Annotated in this window: 19 protein-coding genes and 5 pseudogenes; 20 read left to right on the forward strand and 4 right to left on the reverse strand. The window is 66.4% G+C overall.

Features of this window, described 5'->3' with window-relative positions; translation table 11 throughout:
• Positions 1 to 252: 252 nt before the first annotated feature.
• Positions 253 to 2396, reverse strand: a pseudogene (locus ACSJDS_RS09435) (TonB-dependent receptor).
• 264 nt (positions 2397 to 2660) lie between these two features.
• On the opposite strand from ACSJDS_RS09435, the gene ACSJDS_RS09440 reads away from it, so the two are divergent.
• The 7 genes from ACSJDS_RS09440 (at position 2661) to ACSJDS_RS09470 (ending at position 8145) form a co-directional block, all read left to right on the forward strand.
• Positions 2661 to 3440, forward strand: a complete 780-nt coding sequence (locus ACSJDS_RS09440) for a DUF3450 domain-containing protein (RefSeq protein ID WP_473033038.1) — start codon at positions 2661 to 2663, stop codon at positions 3438 to 3440.
• Complete coding sequence (locus ACSJDS_RS09445) at positions 3437 to 4810, forward strand: MotA/TolQ/ExbB proton channel family protein (RefSeq protein ID WP_473033039.1); 1374 nt, start codon at positions 3437 to 3439, stop codon at positions 4808 to 4810. Before ACSJDS_RS09440 ends, ACSJDS_RS09445 begins: the two co-directional genes overlap by 4 nt.
• Entirely contained in the window at positions 4794 to 5327 is a 534-nt protein-coding gene (locus ACSJDS_RS09450) for a MotA/TolQ/ExbB proton channel family protein (RefSeq protein ID WP_473033040.1), read from the forward strand. The genes ACSJDS_RS09445 and ACSJDS_RS09450 overlap by 17 nt, the downstream gene beginning before the upstream one ends.
• A complete protein-coding gene (locus tag ACSJDS_RS09455; protein ID WP_473033041.1) occupies positions 5320 to 5727 on the forward strand; it encodes an ExbD/TolR family protein in 408 nt (135 codons plus the stop codon). Before ACSJDS_RS09450 ends, ACSJDS_RS09455 begins: the two co-directional genes overlap by 8 nt.
• Positions 5724 to 6494 carry an energy transducer TonB gene (locus ACSJDS_RS09460; protein ID WP_473033042.1) on the forward strand — a complete coding sequence of 257 codons (771 nt, stop codon included), beginning with the start codon at positions 5724 to 5726 and terminating at the stop codon, positions 6492 to 6494. Before ACSJDS_RS09455 ends, ACSJDS_RS09460 begins: the two co-directional genes overlap by 4 nt.
• A gap of 4 nt (positions 6495 to 6498) precedes the next feature.
• A complete protein-coding gene (locus ACSJDS_RS09465; RefSeq protein ID WP_473033043.1) occupies positions 6499 to 7608 on the forward strand; it encodes a tetratricopeptide repeat protein in 1110 nt (369 codons plus the stop codon).
• Positions 7609 to 7764: 156 nt separating this feature from the next.
• Positions 7765 to 8145, forward strand: coding sequence for a DUF6746 family protein (locus tag ACSJDS_RS09470; RefSeq protein ID WP_473033044.1), 381 nt, complete (start codon positions 7765 to 7767; stop codon positions 8143 to 8145).
• Positions 8146 to 8232: 87 nt separating this feature from the next.
• Here the strand turns inward: ACSJDS_RS09470 and xthA are convergent, their stop codons facing one another.
• Entirely contained in the window at positions 8233 to 9060 is an 828-nt protein-coding gene (gene xthA / locus ACSJDS_RS09475; RefSeq protein WP_473033045.1) for an exodeoxyribonuclease III, read from the reverse strand.
• Positions 9060 to 9308 carry a hypothetical protein gene (locus ACSJDS_RS09480; RefSeq protein WP_473033046.1) on the reverse strand — a complete coding sequence of 83 codons (249 nt, stop codon included), beginning with the start codon at positions 9306 to 9308 and terminating at the stop codon, positions 9060 to 9062. The genes xthA and ACSJDS_RS09480 overlap by 1 nt, the downstream gene beginning before the upstream one ends.
• A gap of 144 nt (positions 9309 to 9452) precedes the next feature.
• Between ACSJDS_RS09480 and rhlB the strand changes: the two genes are divergently transcribed.
• The gene (gene rhlB / locus ACSJDS_RS09485) at positions 9453 to 10727 is read left to right on the forward strand and encodes an ATP-dependent RNA helicase RhlB (protein ID WP_473033047.1); all 1275 of its coding nucleotides are present in this window, start codon (positions 9453 to 9455) and stop codon (positions 10725 to 10727) included.
• A gap of 134 nt (positions 10728 to 10861) precedes the next feature.
• Positions 10862 to 12998, forward strand: a pseudogene (gene dinG / locus ACSJDS_RS09490) (ATP-dependent DNA helicase DinG).
• Between the two features lie 72 nt (positions 12999 to 13070).
• Here the strand turns inward: dinG and ACSJDS_RS09495 are convergent.
• The gene (locus ACSJDS_RS09495) at positions 13071 to 14144 is read right to left on the reverse strand and encodes a 3-deoxy-7-phosphoheptulonate synthase (RefSeq protein WP_473033048.1); all 1074 of its coding nucleotides are present in this window, start codon (positions 14142 to 14144) and stop codon (positions 13071 to 13073) included.
• A 313-nt stretch (positions 14145 to 14457) separates the two neighbouring features.
• Between ACSJDS_RS09495 and rpoE the strand changes: the two are divergent.
• The 11 genes and pseudogenes from rpoE to pdxJ all read left to right on the forward strand — a co-directional run.
• Positions 14458 to 15071, forward strand: a pseudogene (gene rpoE / locus ACSJDS_RS09500) (RNA polymerase sigma factor RpoE).
• A gap of 168 nt (positions 15072 to 15239) precedes the next feature.
• Positions 15240 to 15941, forward strand: coding sequence for a sigma-E factor negative regulatory protein (locus ACSJDS_RS09505; protein ID WP_473033049.1), 702 nt, complete (start codon positions 15240 to 15242; stop codon positions 15939 to 15941).
• A 29-nt stretch (positions 15942 to 15970) separates the two neighbouring features.
• A complete protein-coding gene (locus ACSJDS_RS09510) occupies positions 15971 to 16483 on the forward strand; it encodes a LolA-like protein (RefSeq protein WP_473033050.1) in 513 nt (170 codons plus the stop codon).
• Positions 16402 to 16923, forward strand: a complete 522-nt coding sequence (locus ACSJDS_RS09515) for a MucB/RseB C-terminal domain-containing protein (RefSeq protein WP_473033051.1) — start codon at positions 16402 to 16404, stop codon at positions 16921 to 16923. The genes ACSJDS_RS09510 and ACSJDS_RS09515 overlap by 82 nt, the downstream gene beginning before the upstream one ends.
• A gap of 160 nt (positions 16924 to 17083) precedes the next feature.
• Positions 17084 to 18492: pseudogene (locus ACSJDS_RS09520) on the forward strand (DegQ family serine endoprotease).
• 210 nt (positions 18493 to 18702) lie between these two features.
• A complete protein-coding gene (gene lepA / locus ACSJDS_RS09525) occupies positions 18703 to 20520 on the forward strand; it encodes a translation elongation factor 4 (protein WP_473033052.1) in 1818 nt (605 codons plus the stop codon).
• Positions 20521 to 20534: 14 nt separating this feature from the next.
• Positions 20535 to 21338 (forward strand): signal peptidase I, encoded by an 804-nt coding sequence (gene lepB / locus ACSJDS_RS09530; protein ID WP_473033053.1) that lies wholly within the window; start codon positions 20535 to 20537, stop codon positions 21336 to 21338.
• A 118-nt stretch (positions 21339 to 21456) separates the two neighbouring features.
• A complete protein-coding gene (gene rnc, locus ACSJDS_RS09535) occupies positions 21457 to 22164 on the forward strand; it encodes a ribonuclease III (protein WP_473033055.1) in 708 nt (235 codons plus the stop codon).
• A complete protein-coding gene (era, locus tag ACSJDS_RS09540) occupies positions 22161 to 23060 on the forward strand; it encodes a GTPase Era (RefSeq protein WP_473033056.1) in 900 nt (299 codons plus the stop codon). The genes rnc and era overlap by 4 nt, the downstream gene beginning before the upstream one ends.
• Positions 23061 to 23124: 64 nt before the next feature.
• Positions 23125 to 23841, forward strand: coding sequence for a DNA repair protein RecO (recO, locus tag ACSJDS_RS09545; RefSeq protein ID WP_473033057.1), 717 nt, complete (start codon positions 23125 to 23127; stop codon positions 23839 to 23841).
• 154 nt (positions 23842 to 23995) lie between these two features.
• Positions 23996 to 24702: pseudogene (gene pdxJ / locus ACSJDS_RS09550) on the forward strand (pyridoxine 5'-phosphate synthase); the annotation flags it as partial.
• Positions 24703 to 24705 lie beyond the last annotated feature (3 nt).

The raw sequence follows: 24705 nt of genomic DNA on the forward strand, positions 1-24705 counted from the left end.
GACGGGCGCTGGTGGGGCGATGCGCCTGCGTGAAATGCGTCATGGGGCAGGATGATGCCATGGCTCAGACTTAAATGCAAAACGTTATCAATTGCAGCCAGGGCAGGGCGACGGTGCCATCGGGGCTGGACATCCGAGCCGCACTTTCCGGGGATCCTCTCGAGGAGGGCGATAAGCCTGAAAAAGCGGCGCCCGATGGGGCGCCGCCAAGCAGCGAGCTAGTCTGGGAAGGGCGAAGGCCCTCGAAGACGCTTAGAAGTCGAGCTGGTAGCCCAGGGTGAAGGTGCGTCCCCGACCCTTGAAGTACAGATCGTCCTCAAGCACAGGCGATTGGGGGAACGACTGCGAGTAGTAGGTGAAGTAGTCCTTGTCGGTGAGGTTCTCGATGCCGAAGGTGGCGCGGCCCACGGGTAGCTGGTAGGCCAGGGAGGTGTCGACCAGGGTGTAGCCGTCGAACTCGAGCTCCGGGTCGTCGAAGCTGCGATCGCGGTAGTAGCTGGCCTGCAGGTGGCTGGACAGCTTGTCGTTCCAGGCCGCGCTCCAGGCCAGCTTGAGGGTATCCGGGGCGAGGTCCGACCCGTCAGCTTGGTATCGACGCTGCCGTCGCCGTCGGTGTCGGATTTGCCCTCGGTGCGGGTATAGGAGAGCCGCAGCTGGTGGGCGTCGCTCACGCGGGCCTCCCCGGTGACCTCGAAGCCCTGGATCTCGGTCTTCTCCCGCTGAACCCGGTAGTTGCCCTGGTCATCGGGCTGGATTCGCTGGCCGAGGTCGGAATTCGACTCGTAGTAGCTCAGCTCGAGGCCGTAGCGGTCCCAGTCGAAGCGGGCGCCGATCTCGCGGTTGTCGGTGACGATGGGGGAGAGGTCGATCAGGTCGTCGACGTCCTGGTCGGGAGTATTGACGCCGCGCAGCACACGGCCCACGTCAGGCATGCCGAAGCCTTCGGAGTAGTTGGCGAACAGCTGGGCCCAGTCGGTGACCTGATAGACTAGACCTATGTTGTATAGCGTCTCGTCGAAACTCGGCTTGCCGCCTTCCACCGTTACCCCATCCTGCCTGACGTCGCTGCGGGAGATGGTCTGATAAGTATCGACATCGAGCTGAGCGTGCTCATAGCGGACGCCGGCATGTAGCGTCAGTGGCTCGGTCACTTGCAGCGAGCCCTGCAGGAAGGCTGCCGCGTTGCGGAACCGGCTCTCCGGCACATAGTTGCGACCGGTCTTCACCAGTTGCTGGCGGGTGTCGTCCTGCAGCAGGTCGAGGCCGCTGGTCAGCTTGAGGCGGTCGTCGAGCAGGCCGGCGTGGGAGAGAGTGAACTTGGCGCCCAGCTTGTCGGACTCGTTGCGGGTCTGGTCGAACCGCGTCTCGCCATTCTCGTCCTGGAAGGGGAAGGAGCCGAGGCCGGTGGTACCAAATTGGGCGCGGAAGCGCTGGCGGTAGACCTGGGCATCCAGCTCGTTGCCGAACCAGTCGGCATGGTAATAGGAAAGCCGTGCCGTGGTGGCCTCGTTGTAGCCGGGCTCGCCATCCGGGTTGCCCTTGCGCGCGGTGGTGGCGATGCCGGCGGCGCGGTCGCCGGCCACCGACTCATAGTCGTTGTTGCCCTCCAGTTCGAAATGGTTGAGGGAGAGCTCGAGGTTCTGGTCGTCGTCGAGCCAGTAGCCGAGCTTGCCGAAGAGATCGTAGCTGGTGGAGTTCTGGATCTCGCCATGGTAGGCCATGCCGACGATCTCGTCGTTGCCGTCGTAGAAGACGCCGCGCTTTTGGCGGCTGGCGGCTGCCAGGTAGTCCCAGTCGCCGCTCTGGCCGCTGATGCGGTAGTCCAGCTTGTGGCCGAAGCCCTCAGACTCGAAGTCGTCGTCGCTGGTCAGGCTGATTCCGACGTGCTGATTGAGCTCACCGGCGTCGGGGCGCTTGGTGACGTAGTTGATGATGCCGCCAGTGGCACCCAGGCCATGCTCGGCGCTGGCGCCGTGGATGACTTCGATGCGCTCGACCATGGAGAGGTCGATGGTGTAGCTGTCCCTGCCGCTGTCGCGCAGTGGATTGGACTGGGGCACGCCGTCGATCATGAACAGGGGCGAACGACCGCGGAAGGTCTCGCCGGTGTTGTTGAGCTTCTGGCGGCTGGGTGAGTAGGAGGGAATCAGGTTGCTGAGCACCTGGCCGGGATCCTGGGTGATCGCCAACTGCTGCTCGATCTGCTCGCGGGTGATGACGGTGACCTTCTGGGGCGTTTCGCCGGCCTGGCTGCGGTTGCGGGTAGCTGTCACCACTACCGGGGAGAGATCGGAAGAAGTGGCGGCTTCGTCAGTAGCCTGGGCAAAGGTCAGTCCGGGCAGGGTGGAGCCGAGTATCGCCGGTGCCAGCCAGGCGATAGATGTCTTGTGGGTCATGGGAGCATTCCCTTGCTTGCGGTTGGGATGTCGCGTCGTCTCAGTTCATTCTAGGAATATAAATAATAACATTTCGCATTTTCATTTATCAATAGATAATAAGTCCTTTTACGCCGGTCACCCTGGAACGTAGTGAACTCAGGGATTTCGGAGGCGTGGTGATTCGCCAGCTGTCATTGATAACTGTTATCATTTATGGCATTGTTCCGGCATGTCCACCGGGCGCTATCGCCTGTTTACCGAGTTTTAGCCGGGAGAAAGTACGTGAGATCGTTTCGCCAACCATGCTTCTGGGGGGCTTTTATCTGGCTGGGGGTGGCCGTTTCTGCGTTAGCCAGCCCGGAGCTGCATCAGCAAGCCAGAGAAGCGCAGCACAGCCAGGCCGAGCTACAGGAGCGGATCGATGCCGCTGACGATGACGCGCGCGCGATGCTAGACGAACTGCGCGAGCTGGAGCGCAACGAGCGCCGGTTGGCTCGCGAGAGTGAGGCGGTGGTGGTCCGCCTGGAGCGCCAGGCCGAGGCGTTGGATCGCCGCGAGGCGGCGCTCGTCACCCTGGCACAGACCCGTGATGCCCTGCCGGTGCTTCAGGAAGGCCTGATCATGCGACTTGCCGGGTGGGTCGACCAGGACCTGCCCTTCCTGGTCGGTGAGCGTCGTGCACGGGTCGACGGCCTGGAGGCTGACCTTGTCGACCCCGACCTGTCCGAGGTCGATCGCCTGGAACGCATCCTGGCTGCCTGGCGAGCCGAGCTGGACTACGGGCGCGAACTGGACGTCTGGCGTGGCTATCTCGATGAGGGCGACCGGCGGCGTGAGGTGGATTATCTCCGCCTGGGGCGCGTCGGCTTCTACTATCTGACCCCCGATGGACGCCAGGGCGGTGTCTGGCGGGCCGACGAGCGAGAATGGCAGCCCCTGGACGAGGCATCGCGTCGCCAGGTGCGCAGTGGGCTGCGTATCGCCCGCGATCAGCGCGCCCCGGAACTGCTGACGCTGCCCATCTCGCAGCCGCTGGAACGTGCCGGGGAGGGTGACGCATGAGAGCGCTGACCCCCTTGATCGCTGTGTTGATCACCGCCCTCTTGGCGGTGCCGGTCATGGCCCAGGCGGAATCCGAGGCGCTGACGACACTGCGCGCCGAGCGCGAAGCCGCCGAGAACCGTGACCGCGAGCGGCTGGCCGCGCTGCTCGAGGATCGCAACGCCCTGGAGGCGGCCCTCGAAGAGGCGCGGGCCGCCCATGCAGAGACCGAATCTCGTCATGCCGAGCTGCAGGCCGAGGCCCAGGCCTTGGGCGAACGTCAGGCCGAGCTCGACGCCCGCCAAGCCGAGCAGGGCGATGATCTGACCGCCCTGCTCGCGGTGCTGGCTCGACACAGCGGCGAACTGCGGGATGGCTTGAGCGACAGCTGGCTTACCGTTGCCGGTACCGAGCTTCCGCCGCGGCTGGATGATGCCGAGGTTCTGGAGCTGGCGCATCTCGAGGCCCTGGCCGACAGCCTGATGGCGTTGACCGCCGAGACGGCTCGCGCGGCCCGCTTCGAGGCGCCGGTCGCCGGCGCCGACGGTGAGATCCAGTCCCGCGAGGTGATACGCCTGGGCGATATGGCGGCCTTCACCCGCGGCGAGCTGCTGCGCCAGGGGGCTGATGACCAGACGCTGTCGGTGGCGGAGCGCACGCCTCGCGAGGTGGCGGGCGATCTGGCCGCGTTTCACGCCGGCGAAACCGAACGATTGGCCCTGGATCCGACACGGGGCCAGCTACTGGCGGCCCTGGCGCAGCGGCCTTCGCTGGTCGAACGCTTCCACCAGGGCGGGGCCGTCGGCTATGTGGTGGTGGCGCTGGGCGGCCTCGGGCTGCTGGTGGCGCTGCTTCAGTACGCCTATCTGCTGCGCGTCAGCCTGACCATGCGCCGCCAGGTGCGCGATCTTGGCCGGCTGCGGGATGACAATCCGCTGGGCCGGGTACTGCTGCGTTTTCGCTCGCTGAAAGACAACCCGATGCCCGAAGCGCTGGAAGCGCGCCTCGACGAAGCCGTGCTGGCGGAGCTGCCGCGGCTGGAGCGCGGTCAGCCACTGGTCAAACTGTTGGCCGCGATTGCGCCGCTGCTGGGGCTGCTGGGCACCGTCACCGGGATGATCGTCACCTTCCAGGCCATCACCGTGTTCGGCACCGGTGACCCGCAGCTGATGGCCGGCGGCATCAGCCAGGCGCTGGTGACCACCGTGCTGGGGCTGATTATCGCTGTGCCGCTGCTGTTTGCCCATACGGCGCTGGCCGGCCGCAGCCGCCATCTGGCCGGACGGATGGAAGGCCAGGCCAGTGCGGCCCTGGCCGAAGCGCTCGAGCGGCGTTCAGCGCCGTCCATGGCACCCCTGGGGAGCGAGGCCCGTGATGCCGCTCTGGCTTGAGCCCCTGGAGCGCCTGGTCGAGGCGGGCGGGGCGATCCTGGTGGTCATCGCACTGGTGGCGATGCTCCTGTTCAGCCTGGCGCTGGAGCGGGTCTGGTACTTCCGTATCACCTATCGCCGCGCCCGCCGCCAGCTGATCGATCGCTGGGCGGCGCGTCCCGACCATGTCAGCTGGAGTGCCCTGACCCTGCGCGAGGCCTGGACCCGGGCGCTTATCGCCCGGCTGCGCCGGCCGCTGCCCTGGCTCAAGCTGCTGGTGGCGCTCTGTCCCCTGCTGGGGCTGCTGGGCACGGTCACCGGCATGATCGCCGTCTTCGACAGCCTATCGCTGAGCGACACCGGCCAGGCCCGCTCCATGGCGGATGGCGTGGCGCGGGCCACCCTGCCGACCCTGACCGGCATGGCAGTGGCAGTGGTGGGGCTACTCTTTACCAGTCGTCTGGAGCACATCATTCGGCGTGAGGATCAGCGGCTGCATGACCGCCTGGCCCGTGCCGTGGAGGAATCCCATGCGTAGACGCCGCAACGGTAGTGACGTCGGTGAGGCCGGCGAGGTCAACCTGACGCCGATGCTGGACGTGGTCTTCATCATGCTGATCTTCTTTATCGTGACCACCAGCTTCATCAAGGAGAGCGGGGTCGAGATCCAGCGTCCGGAGTCGAGCGCCACCAGTCCCCAGCCGGATGCTCAGGTGATGGTGGCCATCACGCCGGAGGGGGCGGTCTGGGTGGACGGTCAGCCGGTGGATCTGCACCGGGTAGGCGGCAAGGTCGCCGATATGGTCAGCGGTGAGGGCTCCGTGGTGGTCCAGGCCGATCGCGAGTCCACCACCGGGCTGCTGATCGAAGTGATGGATCGCATTCGCGAGGCCGGCGTGGATCAGGTGGCGGTGGCCGCCAGCCGGAGTCGCTCGTGACCCGCTTGCCGCTCTCGTCGCTGGGGGGTGTCGGGCTGGCGCTGCTGCTGTTCTGGCTGTTGGCGCTGCTGGTGGCGCCGCCAGAGGAGGAGTTCGATGTGATCGATGTCAGCATGTCGATGAACTTGGTCGAGGCGCCCGAGCCGGTCCCGGAAGAGGTTGCCGAGCCCACCGCCGAGCCGCCGCCGCCGGTCGAAGCCAGCCCGCCGCCACCGCCGGAGCCCCTGCCGCCGCGGGAGAGCCCCATTGCCATGCCGGAACCCGAGCTGCCACCGGAGCCGCCGGAGCCGCTGGAGCTCGATAGCCGCCTTCCCGAGCTTGTCGAGGTTCAGCCTGAGCCGCCGCCGGAACCGGCGCCCGAGCCGCCGCCGGAACCGGCGCCCGAGCCGACGCCGGAACCGGCACCCGAGCCGTCTCCGGCCCCTGCGCCGAGCCCATCACCCACCGCGGCACAGGAGGGGGCGACCCGCGAGTCGGCGGCGCCTGCCGAGACGGGGCCGGTGGATGTCGGCCAGATCGCCCCGACCAGCCGGGTGCCACCGGAGTATCCGTCGCGTGCCCAGCGGCGAGGCCTGGAGGGGCATGTCGAACTGCAGTTCCTGATTCGCCCCGACGGCAGCGTCGATCGCTCGTCGATTCGCGTGGTCGAGTCGCAGCCGCGCAACGTCTTCGACTCGGCCGCCGAGCAGGCCGTGGCGCGCTGGCAGTTCGAGCCTGCCTCTGGTGTGCGTCGGGCGCGCCAGCGCCTGGAATTTCAGCTGAGGTGAGATCATGAAGCGACGCTTAGCCTTGTGGCTCTTGGCCGCTGCCTGGCTGCTGTCGGCCGGCCCGCTGGTGGCCGACCCGCCGGCGCTGCCCGGCGATATCATCGCCGACCTGGAGCGCTCTCAGCAGCGACTGCAGCAGGGAGACGAGGCGCTAGCAGCGCATGCCGGCTCCCAGGCTCGGCGCCTGGAGAGCGGCAACGCCGCCGACCGCTGGGCCAGCGCACTGTACCGCCAGCTGGCGGCCGGTGCCGAGGCCGCAGCCGGCCGCCGCGAGGCGGCGGCGGAGCATTTGGCCCAGGCCCGTCGTGTTCAAGAGGTTCCCCAGCGAGAACACGACCACTGGTTGAATGAGGAGGCGAGGCTGCGGCTATCGGCCGGGCAGACGCAGCAGGCGGTGGCGCTGCTACTGGAGTGGCATCAGCGCTATCCGGGCAGCGCCGACGATCGCTGGCGGCTGGCGCGTGCGCTGGCCGAGCTCGAGCGCTGGCAAGAAGCGTCGCGCTGGATCGACCGAGCGCTGGAGGTGGACGACTCGCCGGCTGCCAGGCGTCAGGCGCTGGCCGCTGCCGTCTATCAGCGGGTGGGGCGCGGGAACGACGCCTTATCCCGGCTGGAAGCGGGCCTGGAGGCCACCTCAGACCCGCAGGCCTGGCGTCAGGCCGCTGCCCTGGCGCAGCGTCTGGGGGAGCCCAGGCGTGCCGCGGCGCTGTGGGAGGCCGGCTGGCGTCTGGGCGTGCTGGGAGGCGAGGCGGACCTGTTGCAGCGCATCGAGCTGCACCTGGCGGCGGGAACGCCGGCTCGGGCGGCGGAGTATCTTCATAACGCCCTGGCGCAGCAGGCGCTTGACGACAGCCTGGCCCACCGCCGGCTGCTGGCCGAGGCTTGGCAGGCCGCCCGGGATCGCGACCGGGCGCTGGCCGCCTGGCAGGCGCTGGCGCAGCGCACTCAGGCCGCCGAGGATTGGCTGCGCCTGGGCCAGCTGGCCCATGGCTGGGGGCGAGACGAGCTTGCCGTCACGGCCCTGGAGACCGCGCAAGCGCTGGGGGCCGAGCAGGCCGAGCCATGGCTTGCGGCGATGCGGCCGGTCGAATCCATGCCGAGCGCCTTGCGATGAAAGCACCCAGGACTTGACCCAGATCCCTTGAATCTTCATTTGGTAGTGATAATCGTTTACATTCCTGGTGTTCGTTGCTAGCGTTAAAGCGGCTGAATAGTCATGGGTTGTTGCTTGCCCTTGCTGAGACACTCAACGAATCGTAGAGGATTACATATGCATAAGCCGCTGATCGCTATGGCCTTCTCGGGCCTTTTGGTTGTTGCGCCTTTCACATTGGCACATGATGAATCGCGTATTGATCATTTTGAAGCCTTGCCCTCGGAGACACTGGTGCAGGCGGTGGACAACTTCACCACGCACAATGTCCATCTGGCTGCGATTCTGGAGCAGGAAACCCTGAGTATGGACGACCTCAATGCCGTCCATGAGTTGACCTATACCCTGGAGGTAGCGCTGGAGAAGCTTCACACCGATCTGGCAGCCCTTGCCGATACGCTAGAGGCGGTGCATGTGGCTTCTGAAACCGGCGATATCGACGGCGTCAGGGTCAACGGGGATGCCTACCTGAAGACCGCCTGGAGCGTTATGAGGTAATGCACACACTGTGAATGGCGCCTGCAAAGCGCGGCCACCCTTGAGGTGGCCGCACGCGGCTTCAGCTATTGCGATGGCGTTGCGGGCTCAGGGGGCCAGCTCGGTCCACACCGGGGCGTGGTCGGAGGGCTTCTCCATGCCGCGCAGGTCGTAGTCGATCCCCGCGTCGCGCACCTTGGCCGCCAGCGGTTCGCTGACCAGGATATAGTCGATGCGCAGCCCCCGCTTGGGGTCGCGGTCGAAGCCCTTTGAGCGGTAGTCGAACCAGCTGAAGCGGTCGTCGACCTCCGGGTAGCGTAGCCGGTAGCTGTCGACCAGCCCCCAGGCCTTGATGCCCTCGAGCCATTCGCGCTCTTCCGGCTGGAAGCTGGTCTTGCCCTCCCGCAGCCAGCGCCTGCGGTTGGCCTCCCCGATGCCGATATCGCGATCCTCGGGGGAGATATTGAAATCGCCCATCACCGCCAGGTTCTCGTTCGGCCGGTGCGACTCCTGCAGCAGGCGCCCCAACTGGGCGTAGAACGCCCGCTTGTGGGGAAATTTGGTGGGATGAGCCACGTTCTCGCCCTGGGGAAAGTAGCCGTTCCATACGGTCAGCGGGCGGTCGTCGCCGCCGCGCAGGCGCACGCCGATCATGCGTCGCTGGGCCGTCTTGGCATCGTCGGGAAAACCGTAGTAGACCGCCTCGGGTTCGCCGCACTGGGCGGTATCGACCATCAGCGCCACCCCGTAGTGGCCCTTCTGGCCGTGGAAGATGACCCGGTAGCCCAGCGCCTCGACCGCCTCCCGGGGGAACTCGCTGTCCTGGACCTTGGTTTCCTGCAGGCCGATCACCGCCGGTCGGTGGCGCTGGGTCAGCGCCTCGAGCTGGTGCAGTCGAGCGCGAAGGCCGTTGATGTTGAACGAGACGAGGCGCATCACTCCTGGCTCCCCTCGGAATCGGACCGTGACCCCTCGGGATGGATGGCGATCGACTGCCCCTCTTCCTGGCGGGCCTGCTTGCGTGCGGCCTGCAGCTTGCGCTGCTGGCGCTTCTTCTGGGTGAAGCGGCGCGACGAGGTTACCTGGTCGGGATTCTCGTGGCGCCACTGCTTGTAATCCTTGCGCCGGCCGGTGCGAATCGTCACCTTGTCGGCCAGCGAACGGGTCTTCTTGCGGCGTGTCATCGGCCGAACTCCCTCGTATGGAAAGGTGGATGGGCCGCTATTCTACCAGCCCGATGCGGCAGGCGCGCCCTCGTCGCCGGAGGCTGTTACAATGCCCGACTGAACGAGGCTTCCCATCCACTGCTACGGACAGACATACAGCCTATGAGCGAGTCGGAACAGACCACAGCCCCGGCCCAGAACCGCAAGCCCAAGCGTCGTCGCCGCAAACCGCGTCGCCGCCAGTCGAACTGGGACCTGCGCCAGTTTCAGGTGCCTGTCGAGGCGGGCAAGTGGCGCTTTCACGACTTTGACCTGCCGCTGCCGCTGATGCGGGCCATTCACGCCCTGGGGTTCGAGTACTGCACCCCGATCCAGGCGGAGGCGCTGACCCACACCCTGCTGGGTGGCGACGTGGTGGGCAAGGCGCAGACCGGCACCGGCAAGACGGCCGCCTTTCTGATCTCGATCCTGGCCTACTTCCTCGAGGAGGAGGCGCCAGACGGTCAGAAGCCGGGGGCCCCGCGGGCACTGATCGTGGCCCCGACCCGCGAGCTGGCGCTGCAGATCGAGAAGGACGCCAAGGCCCTGGCGCGCTTTACCGATCTCAACGTGGCCAGCGTGGTCGGCGGCATGGACTACCAGAAGCAGCGCGACAACCTGGGCAAGAAGCTGGATATCCTGGTGGCCACCCCCGGGCGGCTGCTGGATTTCCACGAGAAGCGCGACGTCGACCTGACCCAGGTCGAGGTGCTGGTGCTTGACGAGGCGGATCGCATGCTGTCGATGGGCTTCATTCCCGACGTCAAGCGTATCATCCGCCACACGCCCAAGAAGGAAGAGCGCCAGACCTTCCTGTTCTCGGCGACCTTCTCCCAGGACATCCTCAACCTGGCCAGCCAGTGGACCCATCAGCCGACCCACGTCGAGATCGAGGTCACGGTGGAGAACAGCGCCAATATCGATCAGCGGGTCTACCTGGTCAGCGATGATGACAAGCAGCGCCTGCTGGTGAAGCTGCTCCAGCAGGAGAGCTTCGATCGGGTCATGGTCTTCGGCAATCGCCGCGACCTGGTGCGCAAGCTCGACGAGCTGCTGAAGAAGGCCGGGATCAACGCCGCCATGCTCTCCGGTGACGTGCCCCAGGCGCAGCGCATCAGGACCCTGGAGCGCTTCCGCGAGGGGGAGATCCAGGTGCTGGTGGCCACCGACGTGGCCGGCCGCGGCATCCATATCGAGGATGTCAGCCACGTGATCAACTACACCCTGCCGGAAGACCCGGAGGATTACGTGCACCGTATCGGTCGTACGGGCCGGGCCGGGGCCGCCGGGGTATCGATCAGCTTCGTGGGCGAGGAGGACGCCTTCTCGCTGCCGGAGATCGAGCGCTACATCAACGACAAGCTGCCCTGCGAGCACCCGCCCGAAGGACTGCTCTAACGGCAGCTATAAGCTGTAAGCCTTAAGTTAAAGGGCTTGCAGCCTCGGTGTATCCGCTTATTCAGCCAGGTTGGGCTCTGCTGGGATGTGTTTCTCTTACAGCTTACGGCTTAAGGCTTACAGCTTGGACGCTTATGCTTGACGAGGCCCTCAAGGGCGAGATACAGGCCGCCTACCGTCGCGTGCTGGAGGGGCTCGACCTCACCCCGCGCTACGGTCAGCGGCTGATGATCGCCGAGATCGCCCGAACCCTCAGCGCCATCGAGGCTGACGAGGCGGGCAAGCGGCTCTCCGACGAGCATATCTGCGTGCTCGAGGCGGGCACCGGCACCGGCAAGACCCTGGCCTATCTGCTGGCGGCGCTGCCGGTGGCCAAGGCGCGGGGCAAGCGGCTGGTGATCGCCACCGCCACCGTGGCCCTGCAGGAGCAGGTGCTGCACCAGGACCTGCCGTCGCTCAAGGCGCATAGCGGCCTGGACTTTTCCTATGCCCTGGCCAAGGGGCGCGGCCGCTACCTCTGCGTGGCGCGCCTCGAACAGGCGCTGGACGGCGTGGCCGGCAATCCTACCCTCTCGCTCTTCGAGCAGAGCCTGGGCCAGGAGGCCGGGGCGGATTTCAAGGCGCTGATCACCGAGATGGCCGAGGCCTATGGCAGCGGTCGCTGGGAGGGAGATCGCGAAAGCTGGCCCCAGACCGTCGCCGACAGCGACTGGCGGCGCCTGACCATCGATCATCGTCAGTGCACCAATCGCCGCTGCGGCCATTTCGCCGCCTGCGCCTTCTTTCGCGCCAGGCGCGATCTGGAGAGCGCCGACATCATCGTCGCCAATCACGACCTGGTGCTGGCCGACCTCTCCCTGGGCGGTGGGGTCGTACTGCCGCCTCCGGGGACTGCATCTACGTCTTCGATGAGGGGCACCACCTGCCCGACAAGGCCCTCAACCACTTTACCCACCGCGTCGGCGTGGGGGCCGCGCTGCGCTGGCTGGGCAGCCTCAAGAAGTCGCTGACCGAGCTGAACCAGGCGCTGGCGGTGCAGCCCACCCTGGCACGCCTGTTGGCCGGGCTACCGGACGCCATCGCCGCGCTGGAGCCGCGACTGGGCGAGGCCTTTGCCCTGGGGCACCAGCTGGCCGGTCGCCCCCAGGGGCTGGCCAGCGACGAGGAGAGTCGCCAGCACCGCTTCGCGATGGGGCAGGTGCCGGAGGCGCTGCGGGACCACGCCGCGACCCTACTGGTGGGGTTCGCCGAGCTGTCGCGGACCCTTGAGTCGATGAGCGATATCCTGCGCGAGAGCCTCGACCCCGACAAGCACACCGGCCTCGACCGCGAGCAGGCCGAGGCCTGGCTGCCGCTGATGGCGCTGCTTCACGGCAGGGCCCTGGAGGCCCACGCCCTCTGGCAGGCCTATGCCGAGCCGGATCCGGGAGGCGAGGCGCCGCGGGCCCGCTGGCTGACGCTGGAGCGGATCGGTGGGGAGGCGGAGCTGACCTTCGCCGCCAGCCCGGTCTCGGCGGCGCCGACGCTTGCCAAGACCCTGTGGGGAAGCTGCTACGGCGCCGTGGTGACCTCGGCCACCTTGACAGCGCTGGGGCGCTTCGAACGGCTGCAGGAGCGTGCCGGCCTGGCCAATCGCTATCGCTACCAGCGCCTGCCCAGTCCCTTCGACTACTCCCGGGCGGTGCTCAGCGTCCCCCGCGAGGCCTGTGATCCTGCCGACCGCGACGCCCACGAGCGTGCCATCGTCGACTTCGTCGAGTCGCTCGGCGATGACGAAGCGGTGCTGATGCTGTTCTCGTCCCGGGCGCAGCTGCGCGGCGTAGAAAAGGCGCTGTCGCCGCAGCGCCGCCAGCGGGTGCTGGCCCAGGATCGGCTGCCCAAGCGCGAGCTGATCGAGCGGCATCGGAGTCGGGTGGACGAGGGGGAGGGCAGCATCATCTTCGGGCTGGCCAGTTTCGCCGAGGGCATCGATCTGCCCGGCGACTACCTGACCCACGTGGTGATCACCCGGCTGCCGTTTGCGGTGCCCGACGACCCGGTGGGGGCGACCCTGGCCGAGTGGATCGAGAGCCAGGGGGCGATCCCTTCATGCGCATCAGCGTGCCGGACGCCTCGATCAAGCTGGTGCAGGCCTGCGGTCGGCTGATTCGCAAGGAGGCCGACAGAGGGCGCATCACCCTGCTCGATCGTCGCGTGCTGACCCGCCGCTACGGCCGGGCCCTGCTCGATGCCCTGCCGCCTTTCGTGCGGGAGATCGACGGCGCCGGGTAGGGGGCTGCCGGAGAGCCAACGCAGCGGGCCCGCCGATGGCGGGCCCGCTGCCTTATTGGCGGTGGCGAGGGATCACGCCGTACGCTCGGGCAGCACGGTGGCGAGCTTCTGGGCCATGCGCTTCATGGCCTCTTCGGTGGTGTCCCAGTCGATACAGGCGTCGGTCACCGAGACCCCGTACTGCATCTGGCTGTGGTCGTCGGTGATCTTCTGGTTGCCCCAGCCGATATTGGACTCCACCATCAGGCCCATGATTGAGCGATTGCCTTCCAGGATCTGGTTGGTGACGTTCTCCATCACCAGCGGCTGCAGGCCCGGGTCCTTGTTGGAGTTGGCGTGGGAGCAGTCGATCATGATGTTGGCCTGGACGCCCGCCTTGCGCAGCTCCTGCTCGGCCAGCGCCACGCTGACGCTGTCGTAGTTGGGCTTGCCGTTGCCGCCGCGCAGCACCACGTGGGCATAGCGGTTGCCGCGGGTGCGGATGATCGCCACCTGGCCGCTTTGGTTGATGCCCAGGAAGTTGTGCGGGTGCGAGACGGACTGCAGGGCGTTGATCGCCACGTCCAGGCTGCCGTCGGTGCCGTTCTTGAAGCCCACGGGACTGGAGAGGCCCGATGACATCTCGCGGTGGGTCTGGGATTCGGTGGTACGCGCGCCGATGGCCGACCAGCTGATGCAGTCCTGCAGGTACTGGGGTGAGATCGGGTCCAGCGCTTCGGTGGCCAGCGGCAGGCCCAGCTCGGAGAGTTCCACCAGCAGCCGGCGGGCGATGTGCAGGCCCTCCTCGATCTCGAATGAGCCGTTGAGGTGAGGGTCGTTGATCAGCCCCTTCCAGCCTACGGTGGTACGGGGCTTCTCGAAGTAGACCCGCATCACCACGAATAAACTATCCTTGACCTCATCGGCCAGGCGTCGCAGGCGGCGTGCATAGTCCAGGGCAGCATCCACGTCATGAATGGAGCAAGGCCCGATCACCACCAGCAGGCGCGGGTCGGAGCCGTCGAGGATGTTCTGGATGGTCCGGCGTCCTTCGATGACGGTGCGTTCCGCCTCTTCGCTCAGCGGAATTTCCTGCTTGAGCGTCTCGGGGGTGATCAGGACGTCCTGGGAGAGAACATTGAGGTTGCTGACCTGCTGATCGGACATTGTGGTACCTGTGTCGTGAAGCGTTGAAGGCAAGAAAGGTATTCTACTATCACCCCGTGGCTGGGAAAAAATCAATTGCCTCGGGAACCCGCGTGCGGTGCATCCTGTCCCATCGCGGGCACCGGCGTGCGTGGCAGCCGGCTTGATGCGCGGCCAAGAAACAGGAACACTGACCCGTCTTCGACAGGTCTTCGACTTTCCAGGGATATCAGCTGCCGATGGGCACCAGGTTGACACCATGCATTCAGACACCGTTTTGACATTTCATATGCCCGCCATTCATCAGGGGTTCTCCCGGTCGGGGAGGGTGTGAATGGGCAACCGGGAAACCGATCAGCAGCTCGTCGAGCGTGCTCAGCAGGGCGATAGCCGTGCGTTCGATCTGCTGGTCCGGAAGTATCAGCACAAGATCATTGGCCTGATCGGACGCTATGTGCAGGACCATGCCGAGGTCCAGGATGTGGCCCAGGAGGCGTTCATCAAGGCCTATCGGGCGCTGGGTAAGTTTCGCGCGGAAAGCGCCTTCTATACCTGGATGTATCGCATCGCCATCAATACCGCCAAGAACCACCTGGTTTCCAGAGGGCGCCGCCCCCCGGCAGCGACCTCGATATCGTCGATGCCGAGGTGGTCGATCATAGCGGGCGGCTAGCCGACATCGAGACGCCCGAGGCCGCCATTGCCCGAGACCAGCTCGAGGCGGCGGTGTTCGAGGCCATCGAGAAGCTGCCCGATGACCTGCGCACGGCGATCACGCTGCGCGAGCTCGATGGCCTCTCCTACGAGGATATCGCCAATATCATGCAGTGCCCGGTCGGCACCGTCCGCTCGCGGATCTTTCGGGCCCGCGAGGCGGTCGACCAGCACATTCAGCCCCTGGTGACCACCCACCGTACTCGCGAGTCGGTGACCGAGGAGGGGAGCTAAGCAAGGTTTTCGCCTGGGCGCTGAACTGTCACGCGCCGTTGGCGTCTGAAGCTGTGACCGATGTTTCAGGAGTGTGCCGGCATTGCCACCATAACCTAGCCGCAGCGGGGAATGCCGGGATTACATTGAATGCAAGGCGGGCGCCTTGAGAGTAGAGGGTGTAAAGAAATGAGTCAGAACGCACGGGAATCGCTTTCTGCCCTGATGGACAACGAAGGTGATGATCTCGAGCTGCGTCGGGTGCTTAAGTCGCTGGAAGACGATCCCGACGCGGCGGACGCCTGGCGGCGCTATCATCTGATGCGCAGCCTGATGCGACGGGATCATGACGTCGATGTCAGCACGGATCTCTCTGCCGGCATTCTAGCGCGCCTCGAGGACGAACCGGTGCCGGTAGCCGAGGCGGGCAAGCGCCCGACGGCTCGTGCCCCGTCTCTCGCCCGCAGCGCCGGTATCGCGGCGGCCGTGTCGCTGATGGTGATCACCGGCGTGCAGTTCTACAACGGCAGCGGCTATTTTGGCGATGCGCCGGCCGAAGTGGCGAGCGGTGGCGAGGCCTCTTCGGCTCCGGTGACGGACCAGCGCGCTCCCGCTTCCCCGGCCTCCGGCGGCGGCCAGCTGGCCGCATCCGGCCTACCGCTGTTCCCCGCAGGGGGGAGTGCCTCCGGTATCATGCCGGTCGGCGCCGGCGTCGAGGGACCGCTCTTCATGGCGCCTAACCCGCGCCAGTCGTTGCGTGCCGACCAGGAGCAGGCGCGGCTGCTGCAGTCCTACCTTGACCGCCATGCCGAGGGCGCGGCCTATCCTAGCGGCGATGCCTGGATGCCGCTGCTGCGGGCGTCCGGTAGCGAGACACTGGGGCAGCGCTGATGGTTGTCCGGCACACAGGGTGGCGCCTGGTGCTGCCGTGCCTGATGCTGTTGCTGGCTGCCACGGCAGTTGTCGAGCAGGCGGCGGCAGCCGAGGAGGAGCGCTTCGACTGTCACCAGCTCGCCGATTGGGCGGCGCCGACGTCGGCCCAGGAGTGGTTCGAGCGCAGCCTGTGGGCCAACCACTGCTACGTTTTTCAGGCTCGCGCCGTGCGAATCGGCATCGACGGCGTTCGCACCCTGGCGCTTTCCCACGATATTCAGGACGGTGTCGAGCGTGAAGTGGCTCGCTTTCTCGATGGGCCGGCGGTGGTGTTCGAACGGCGCGGGCGCATCGGGCGGCTGAGCTGGTCCGACGGCGACGCTGAAGTGCCCGCCTCTCCCGAAGGGATCGCCCGTCACCTCGATCAGCACTACCGGATCACCCTGGGGGTGAGGAGCGTATCGCCAGCCGGCGAGTGGTGCGTCTGGACATCGAACCCTTGGACCACCTGCGCTTCGGTCATCGGCTCTGGGTCGATCGGCAGACCGCGCTGCCGATGAAGCAGGAGCTGATCGACGAGCAGGGTAGGGTGGTGGAAACCTTCCAGTTGACGGAGCTCGAGCAGCCGCGACTCTATGAAGGTAGCGTGGTGCTCGATTCCCACCGCGAGCCTCCCTCGCTGCCTTGGCAGCCTGGCTGGCTTCCCGACGGCTTCATCGCCCAGCCCGTCGATACCCGCAGCCGTCGGCACAGTGACCGGGTCGGGCATCGCATCTATAGCGACGGTCTCTCTACGCTGAGTCTGTTTGTTGAGCCCCTTGATGAGGGCGGCGAGCGGCTGATTCCCGGTCTGCATCGGCTCGGGATCTCGCTGGCCGTGGTGCGCCACCTGGCACTGGAAGAGGGGCAGGTACAGCTGGTGGTCATGGGGGAGCTGCCGCCACGGGTGCTGGTGCAGGTCGCCGAGAACCTGGTGTGGGATGAAGCGCCGACACGGTGACCCGGCGTCAGCTGCCGGCGTCGCTGGGTGGCAGAGGCGTGGCGGAGATTGCTGTTTGTGAACCTTTCTTGTCGGCTGTGGTTATGGGAGTGGGTGACGGCTTCCTCAAGTCGCAAACAATGAGTCGTTGAGAACGAGCAAGCTGATGCAGGAGCATTCCATGAAGCCAATGATGCGACACCTTTCCCTTTGGGCCGTCGTGGCCGCCTTGATGTTGGCCTGGCAGTCGGTTCAGGCGCGCGACCTGCCGGATTTCACCGAGCTGGTCGAGCAGGCCGCCCCGGGGTGGTCAATATCGCCTCGACGCGGGTGGTGGAGCGACGCGATCCCTTCCAGGGGTTCGGTGGGCAGGAGATTCCCGATATCTTCCGCCACTTCTTCGGCGAGCGTTTTCCGCAGCCGCCGGGGGGCGGTGGCCGGAGCGAGGAGCGTCAGTCGCTGGGCTCCGGCTTCATCATCAGTGCCGACGGCTACATTCTGACTAACGCCCACGTAGTCGAGGGTGCCGATGAGATCATCGTCCGCCTCGCCGATCGGCGCGAGCTGGAGGCCGAGCTGATCGGCGCCGACAGTCAGACCGATGTGGCCCTGCTCAAGGTGGAGGCCGAGGATCTGCCCACCCTGGCGATTGGCGACTCGGACGACCTGAAGGTCGGCGAATGGGTGGCCGCGATCGGCTCTCCCTTCGGCTTCGAGCACTCGGTTACCGCGGGGATCATCAGCGCCATCAACCGTACGCTGCCGCGCGACGCTTATGTGCCCTTCATCCAGACCGACGTGGCCATCAACCCGGGCAACTCGGGTGGGCCGCTGTTCAACCTCGACGGCGAAGTGGTCGGCATCAACGCCCAGATCTTCACTCGCAGCGGCGGTTTCATGGGGCTCTCCTTCGCCATTCCCATCAACGTGGCCATGGGGGTGGCGGATCAAATTCGTGATGATGGGCGGGTGCGCCGCGGCTGGCTGGGCGTGATGATTCAGCCGGTCTCCCGCGATCTGGCCGAATCGTTCGGCATGGACGGTCCCCGCGGGGCGCTGATCGCCGATCTCGACCCGGAAGGGCCGGCCTCACGTGACGGCCTGCGGGTCGGTGACGTGATTCTCGAGGTCGACGGCGAGGAGGTCGAGCGCTCCAGCACCCTGCCGCGGCTGATCGGGCGAGTGGTGCCGGGCAACGATGTCGAGCTGACCCTGATGCGTGACGGCGAACGGACCACCGAGACGGTCACCATTGCCGACTGGCCGGAGACGCATGAGCGCGCCGAACGGCCCGATGCGCCGAGCGGCCACGAGCGTCTGGGCATGACGGTGGCCGAGCTCGAGGCTGCCGACCGCGAGCGGCTGGGCATCGAATACGGCGTGCGGGTGCGTGAGGTCCAGAGTCAGGGGCCGGCCGCCGAGGCCGGTATTCGCCCGGGTGACATCATCGTCAGTATCGATCATCAGCGGGTGGAGAATCCGGCCGAGCTGGCCGAGCTGGCCGGAACCCTTGATGGCCAGCGCGCGCTGCCGGTGCGCCTCTATCGCGACGGCCGCTCACTGTTCGTGGCGCTGAGGCTTGCAGAGTAACGGCACTTCACCACCGGTGACCTAGCCGCCTGCCTTCCCCGGCGCCCCTCCACACCCCTCTGGGGCGCCACTGGCGCGGCCGCTTCTGGCGGCCGCGCTGTCCAACCCCCCGCCATGCCGGTACAATACCCGCCATTGAATTCATACGACGTGGCCGGGGCGCGGCCGATGCTGCCGCTTCCGCCCGCGACGAACACCGGACCGGGCTAGATGAGCAACGACGCACGCAACGACAAGCTGAAGCACATACGCAACTTCTCGATCATCGCCCATATCGATCACGGCAAGTCGACCCTGGCCGATCGCCTGATCCAGACCTGCGGCGGGTTGACCGAGCGCGAGCTCAAGGAGCAGGTGCTCGACTCCATGGACCTCGAGCGTGAGCGCGGCATCACCATCAAGGCGCAGTCGGTGACGCTCGACTACCACGCCCAAGATGGCAATACCTACCAGCTCAATTTCATCGATACCCCCGGCCACGTCGATTTCTCCTATGAGGTGTCGCGTTCGCTCTACGCCTGTGAGGGGGCCCTGCTGGTGGTGGATGCCGGGCAGGGCGTCGAGGCCCAGTCGGTGGCCAACTGCTATACCGCCATCGAGCAGGGCCTCGAGGTGTTGCCGGTGCTCAACAAGATGGACCTGCCCCAGGCCGACCCCGACAAGGTCTCTCATGAGATCGAGGAGATCATCGGCCTCGACGCCACCGATGCCTGCCAGGTGTCGGCCAAGAGCGGGCTGGGCATCGATGCCCTGCTCGAGCGCCTGGTTCGCGACATCCCGCCGCCCAAGGGCGACCCGGACGGCCAGCTCCAGGCACTGATCATCGACTCCTGGTTCGACAACTACCTGGGGGTGGTTTCGCTGGTGCGGCTCTTCGATGGCACCCTCAAGAAGGGCGAGAAGATCCGCATCAAGTCCACCGGCCGCGATTGGCAGGCCAACGAGGTGGGCATCTTCACGCCGCTGCGCCGCGAAACCGACATCCTGCGCGCCGGCGAGGTGGGCTTTATCGTCGCCGGCATCAAGGACATCCAGGGCGCACCGGTGGGCGATACCATCACCCATGCCAAGACGCCGGACGTCGAGCGCCTGCCCGGGTTCCAGAAGGTCAAGCCCCAGGTCTATGCCGGCATGTTCCCGGTCAGCGCCGACGACTACGAAGACTTCCGCGATGCCCTGGAGAAGTTGGCGCTCAACGACGCCTCGCTGGAGTATGAGCCGGAGAACTCCGACGCCCTGGGCTTCGGCTTCCGGGTCGGCTTCCTTGGCACCCTGCATATGGAGATCATCCAGGAGCGGCTCGAACGCGAGTACGACCTGGACCTGCTCACCACGGCGCCGACGGTGGTCTACGAGCTGGCGATGAAGACTGGCGACGTGAGGTACGTGGCCAACCCTTCCAAGCTGCCCGACATGGCCGACGTGGAGGAGATGCGCGAACCGATCGTGCGGGCCAGCATTCTGGTGCCCCAGGAGTTCGTCGGCAACGTCATCACCGAGTGCGAGCAGCGCCGCGGCACCCAGCTCGACATGCAGTTCCTCGGCAGCCAGATTCAGCTCACCTATGAGCTGCCGATGTCCGAGGTGGTGATGGACTTCTTCGACCGGCTGAAGTCCATCTCCAAGGGCTACGCCTCGCTGGAGTACAACTTCGAACGCTTCCAGGCCGCCAAGCTGGTGCGTCTCGACGTGCTGATCAACGGCGACCGGGTCGATGCGCTGGCGGTGATTATCCACCGCGATCACGCCCACAGCCGGGGTCGCGTGCTGGTCGAGAAGATGAAGGAGCTGATCCCGCGCCAGATGTTCGACGTGGCGATTCAGGCGGCCATCGGTGGCCAGGTGGTGGCGCGCTCCACCGTCAAGGCGCTGCGCAAGAACGTCACCGCCAAGTGCTATGGCGGCGACGTCACCCGCAAGAAGAAGCTGCTCGAGAAACAGAAGGCGGGTAAGAAGCGCATGAAGCAGGTCGGCCGAGTGGAGATTCCACAGGATGCGTTCCTGGCCGTGCTCAAAGTGAATGACTAGGGGTCGACGACAACATGGATTTCTCTCTTCTGCTGGTGGTGGCCGTGGTGGTGACCGGCGTCATCTGGCTCATGGACCTGGTCTGGTGGCGACCGGCGCGCCGCCGCAACCTGGCCGCCGCCGAGGCCGCTACCACCGAGGGGCTCGATGAGGAGGCGCGTGCCAAGGTGCTCAAGGAGCCCTGGCCGGTCGACTATGCGCGTTCCTTCTTCCCGGTGCTGCTGGTGGTGCTGCTGCTGAGAAGCTTCCTGGTCGAGCCGTTTCAGATCCCCTCGGGTTCCATGCGTCCGACCCTCGAGGTGGGCGACTTCATCCTGGTCAACAAGTACGCCTACGGCCTGCGCCTGCCGGTCACCCATACGCGCATCGTCGAGCTGGGCGAGCCGCAGCGCGGCGACGTCATGGTGTTCCGCTTTCCCAACGAGCCCTCGGTGAACTTCATCAAGCGGGTCGTGGGGCTGCCGGGCGATACCCTGAGCTACGAAGACAAACAGCTCTACGTCAACGGCGAGCCGGTGCCCAAGCAGCTGTTGGAGAACAGTCCTGCCCAGGCGCCGGGCGAGCTGCTGCTGGAGGAGCAGCTGGGCACGATCAGCCACCGTATCTACAATAATCCCCGAGACCCTGGCCCCCGGGTGCGCGAGCTGGTGGTGCCGGAAGGCCACTACTTCACCATGGGGGACAACCGTGACCACTCCAACGATAGCCGCTACTGGGGCTTCGTCCCGGAGGAGAATATCGTCGGCCGTGCCTTCGCCGTATGGATGCAGTGGGACGGTGGTCTGCCGAGCTTTTCCAACGTGCGCCGTATCCACTGAGCCGGGGCCGCCTCGAGGCGCCGGTGAGCGGGGGCGATCATGCCCTCGCCGCGGGCCGTCCGCTCTGCGGGCCGCCGCCAAACCCCATTATTGCCGCTAGACAACAAGCAGGAGCTTCGTGAGCAACTCTTCCAACGCCCGCATTCTCGACGCCTTCAGCCGTCGCATTGGCCACTCGTTCGGCGATATCGTGCTGCTGGAGCTGGCCATGACCCACCGCAGCTATGGCGGGCAGAATAACGAACGACTCGAGTTTCTCGGCGACTCGATCGTCAACTTCGTGATCGCCGAGGCGCTCTACCAGCGCTTTCCCGAGGCTCGGGAGGGCCAGCTGTCGCGGCTTCGCGCACGGCTGGTGCGCGGCCAGACGCTGGCCGAGCTGGCCCGCGAGATGGCCTTCGGCGAGTGCCTGCGGCTGGGCTCCGGCGAGATGAAGAGCGGTGGCCACCGGCGAGAATCGATCCTGGCGGATGCCGTCGAAGCGGTGATCGGCGCCATCTATCTGGATGCCGGCATGGAGACCGCCCGTGCCCGTGTGCTGGCCTGGTACGCCGAGCGGCTGGAAGCGATCGATCTGCAGGACACCCAGAAGGATCCCAAGACGCGTCTCCAGGAGTTTTTGCAGTCGCGTCAGGTGCCGCTGCCCCGCTATGAGGTGGTCTCGGTGGAGGGCGAAGCCCACGACCAGACCTTCACCGTGGAGTGCCATGTGGAGCTGCTCGAAGCCCACACCCTGGGCACCGGTTCCAGCCGTCGCCATGCCGAGCAGCAGGCCGCCGAAACGGCCCTGGCCCAGCTCGAACCCCGGGAGGGGCGCAACTCATGACTCAGACCTGTGGCTTCGTGGCAATCGTCGGCCGCCCCAACGTGGGCAAGTCGACCCTGATGAATCGCATCCTCGGCCAGAAGATCTCGATCACCTCGCGGCGCCCCCAGACCACTCGCCATCAGGTCATGGGGATCAAGACCGAAGGGGAGGCGCAGTTCATCTATGTCGACACCCCCGGCATCCATATCATGGCCAAGGATCGCAGCAAGGCGATCAACCGCTTCATGAACCAGGCGGCGACCCAGGCCCTGCGCGACGTGGACTGCGTGGTCTTCATCATCGACCGCACCCGCTGGAGCGATGAGGACCAGGTCGTGCTTCAACGACTCGAACACGTGAAGGCGCCGGTGATCCTGGCGGTCAACAAGGTCGACCGCCTGCAGGACAAGGCCAGCCTGCTCCCCTGGCTGGCCGAGGTCGGCGCGCGCCGCGACTTCGAGGCGATCATTCCGATTTCGGCCAAGCACGGCACCAATGTGCCGGAGCTGGAGCAGGAGGTGGCGAAACACCTGCCGGAGAGCCTTCACTTCTATCCGGAAGACCAGGTCACCAACAAGAGCCAGCGCTTTCTGGCCGCCGAACTGGTGCGAGAGAAGATCATGCGCCAGCTTGGCGATGAGCTGCCCTATCAGGTGACGGTGGAGATCGAGGAATTTCGTGACGAGGGCAGGGTGGTGCATATCAGCGCCCGCATCCTGGTGGAGCGCCAGGGCCAGAAGAAGATTCTGATCGGCGACAAGGGCGAGCGGATCAAGAACATCGGCCGCGAGGCGCGCCTGGAGATGGAGCGCGCCTTCGAGGCCAAGGTCATGCTCAATCTGTGGGTCAAGGTCAAGCGGGGCTGGTCCGACGACGAGCGCGCCCTGAAAAGCCTCGGTTATGACCACGACTGAGTGACCCCGAGGGGACAACCCTGCCCCTTGACCCTCGACCTTCGAACCTCGAACCTCTTCGCCCATGACCCCCCAGCCCGCCTTCCTGCTGCACAAGCGGCCCTACCGCGAAACCAGCGCCCTGGTGGAGCTGCTGACGCTGCACCACGGCCGGGTGCGGGCGGTGGCGCAGGGCGTGCAGCGTCCCGGTTCGCGCTCCCGGGGGCGACTGCAGCCTTTCGCGCCCCTTCACCTGACCTGGACAGGGGAGGGCGAGCTCAAGCGCCTGCGTTTGATGGAGAGCCGCGGCGCGGCGGCGCTGCTGGCCGGCGAAGGGCTGCTGTGCGGACTCTATGCCAACGAGCTGCTGGCGCGCACCCTGCCGGTGGAGCTGCCGGTGCCCGAGGTGTTTGCCTTCTACACGGCGCTGCTGGAGGCGCTGCCGCGCCCCGAGGGTCGGGCGGCGGCGCTGCGGCGGTTGGAAGTGACGCTGCTCGAGGCCCTGGATGCCGAGCCGCGCTTCACCGAGCCCGATGGGCGAGCGCTCGACCCTCAGCGCCGCTACCGCTTCGACGCCGCCTCGCGCGGCTTCGTGCCGGGGGAGCCGGGCATCGACGGTCGTACCCTGCGGCTGCTGGCCGGCGGCGACTGGGGCCTGCCCGGCCTCGCCGGTCCGGCCAAGGCGGTGACCCGCGCCGCCCTGGAGCCGCTGCTGGGCGCCCGGCCGCTGCGATCGCGAGAGCTGATGCGCCAGCTTGCCGAGCGACGGCGGGCCCGCCCCGACTCCGTCCGGGAGCTGTAAGCTGTAGGCTGTAGGCTATAAGATGCTACTCCATCTTACAGCTTATGGCTTACGGCTTACCGAAGGAGCTCCCATGCACCCCCCCCGTATCCTGCTCGGCGTCAATATCGACCATATCGCCACCCTGCGTCAGGCCCGCGGCACCCGCTACCCGGACCCGTCCAGGCGGCGCTGCTGGCCGAAGAGGCCGGCGCCGACGGCATCACCGTGCACTTGCGTGAAGATCGCCGGCATATCCAGGAGCGCGACGTCCGCCTGCTAGCCGAGGTGCTCAACACCCGCATGAACCTGGAGATGGCAGTCACCGAGGAGATGCTGGCGCTGGCCGAGCAGGTGCGTCCCGCCCACGTCTGCCTGGTGCCGGAGAAGCGTGAGGAGCTCACCACCGAGGGCGGCCTGGATGTGGTCGGCGGCTTCGACGCCATCGCCGCTGCCTGCTCGCGCCTCGCTGCGGCGGGCTGCGAGGTGTCACTGTTCATCGACCCGGAACCGGCTCAGATCGAGGCCGCGGCGAAGGCCGGAGCGCCGGTGATCGAGCTGCATACCGGGGGTTATGCCGAGCACTTTGGCGATACCGCTCGGAAAGAGCACGCCAGGCTCAGCGCAGCGGCGGAAATGGCCCTGGAGCTGGGGCTGACGGTCAATGCCGGCCACGGGTTGCACTACCATAACGTCGAGGCGATCGCCGCCATTCCCGGGCTCCATGAGCTCAATATCGGTCATGCCATCATCGCACGGGCGCTGTTCGTGGGGCTCAAGGAGGCGGTGGCCGAGATGAAGCGGCTGATCATCGCCGGCCAGGAGGCCGGGTTTCTGGCCGCGCTCGAGGAGCATGACCACCACCACGAAGACCACGACTGACCC

This window comes from Halomonas sp. SL18_1, from assembly GCF_055755715.1.

Coding starts and splice junctions, on each gene's coding strand:
- xthA (WP_473033045.1), bottom strand. CDS start 9,060: ATGCGCCTCGTCTCGTTCAACATCAACGGCCTTCGCGCTCGACTGCAC.
- ACSJDS_RS09455 (WP_473033041.1), top strand. CDS start 5,320: ATGCGTAGACGCCGCAACGGTAGTGACGTCGGTGAGGCCGGCGAGGTC.
- ACSJDS_RS09445 (WP_473033039.1), top strand. CDS start 3,437: ATGAGAGCGCTGACCCCCTTGATCGCTGTGTTGATCACCGCCCTCTTG.
- ACSJDS_RS09465 (WP_473033043.1), top strand. CDS start 6,499: ATGAAGCGACGCTTAGCCTTGTGGCTCTTGGCCGCTGCCTGGCTGCTG.
- ACSJDS_RS09495 (WP_473033048.1), bottom strand. CDS start 14,144: ATGTCCGATCAGCAGGTCAGCAACCTCAATGTTCTCTCCCAGGACGTC.
- lepA (WP_473033052.1), top strand. CDS start 18,703: ATGAGCAACGACGCACGCAACGACAAGCTGAAGCACATACGCAACTTC.
- rhlB (WP_473033047.1), top strand. CDS start 9,453: ATGAGCGAGTCGGAACAGACCACAGCCCCGGCCCAGAACCGCAAGCCC.
- ACSJDS_RS09450 (WP_473033040.1), top strand. CDS start 4,794: ATGCCGCTCTGGCTTGAGCCCCTGGAGCGCCTGGTCGAGGCGGGCGGG.
- era (WP_473033056.1), top strand. CDS start 22,161: ATGACTCAGACCTGTGGCTTCGTGGCAATCGTCGGCCGCCCCAACGTG.
- recO (WP_473033057.1), top strand. CDS start 23,125: ATGACCCCCCAGCCCGCCTTCCTGCTGCACAAGCGGCCCTACCGCGAA.
- ACSJDS_RS09470 (WP_473033044.1), top strand. CDS start 7,765: ATGCATAAGCCGCTGATCGCTATGGCCTTCTCGGGCCTTTTGGTTGTT.
- lepB (WP_473033053.1), top strand. CDS start 20,535: ATGGATTTCTCTCTTCTGCTGGTGGTGGCCGTGGTGGTGACCGGCGTC.
- ACSJDS_RS09505 (WP_473033049.1), top strand. CDS start 15,240: ATGAGTCAGAACGCACGGGAATCGCTTTCTGCCCTGATGGACAACGAA.
- ACSJDS_RS09480 (WP_473033046.1), bottom strand. CDS start 9,308: ATGACACGCCGCAAGAAGACCCGTTCGCTGGCCGACAAGGTGACGATT.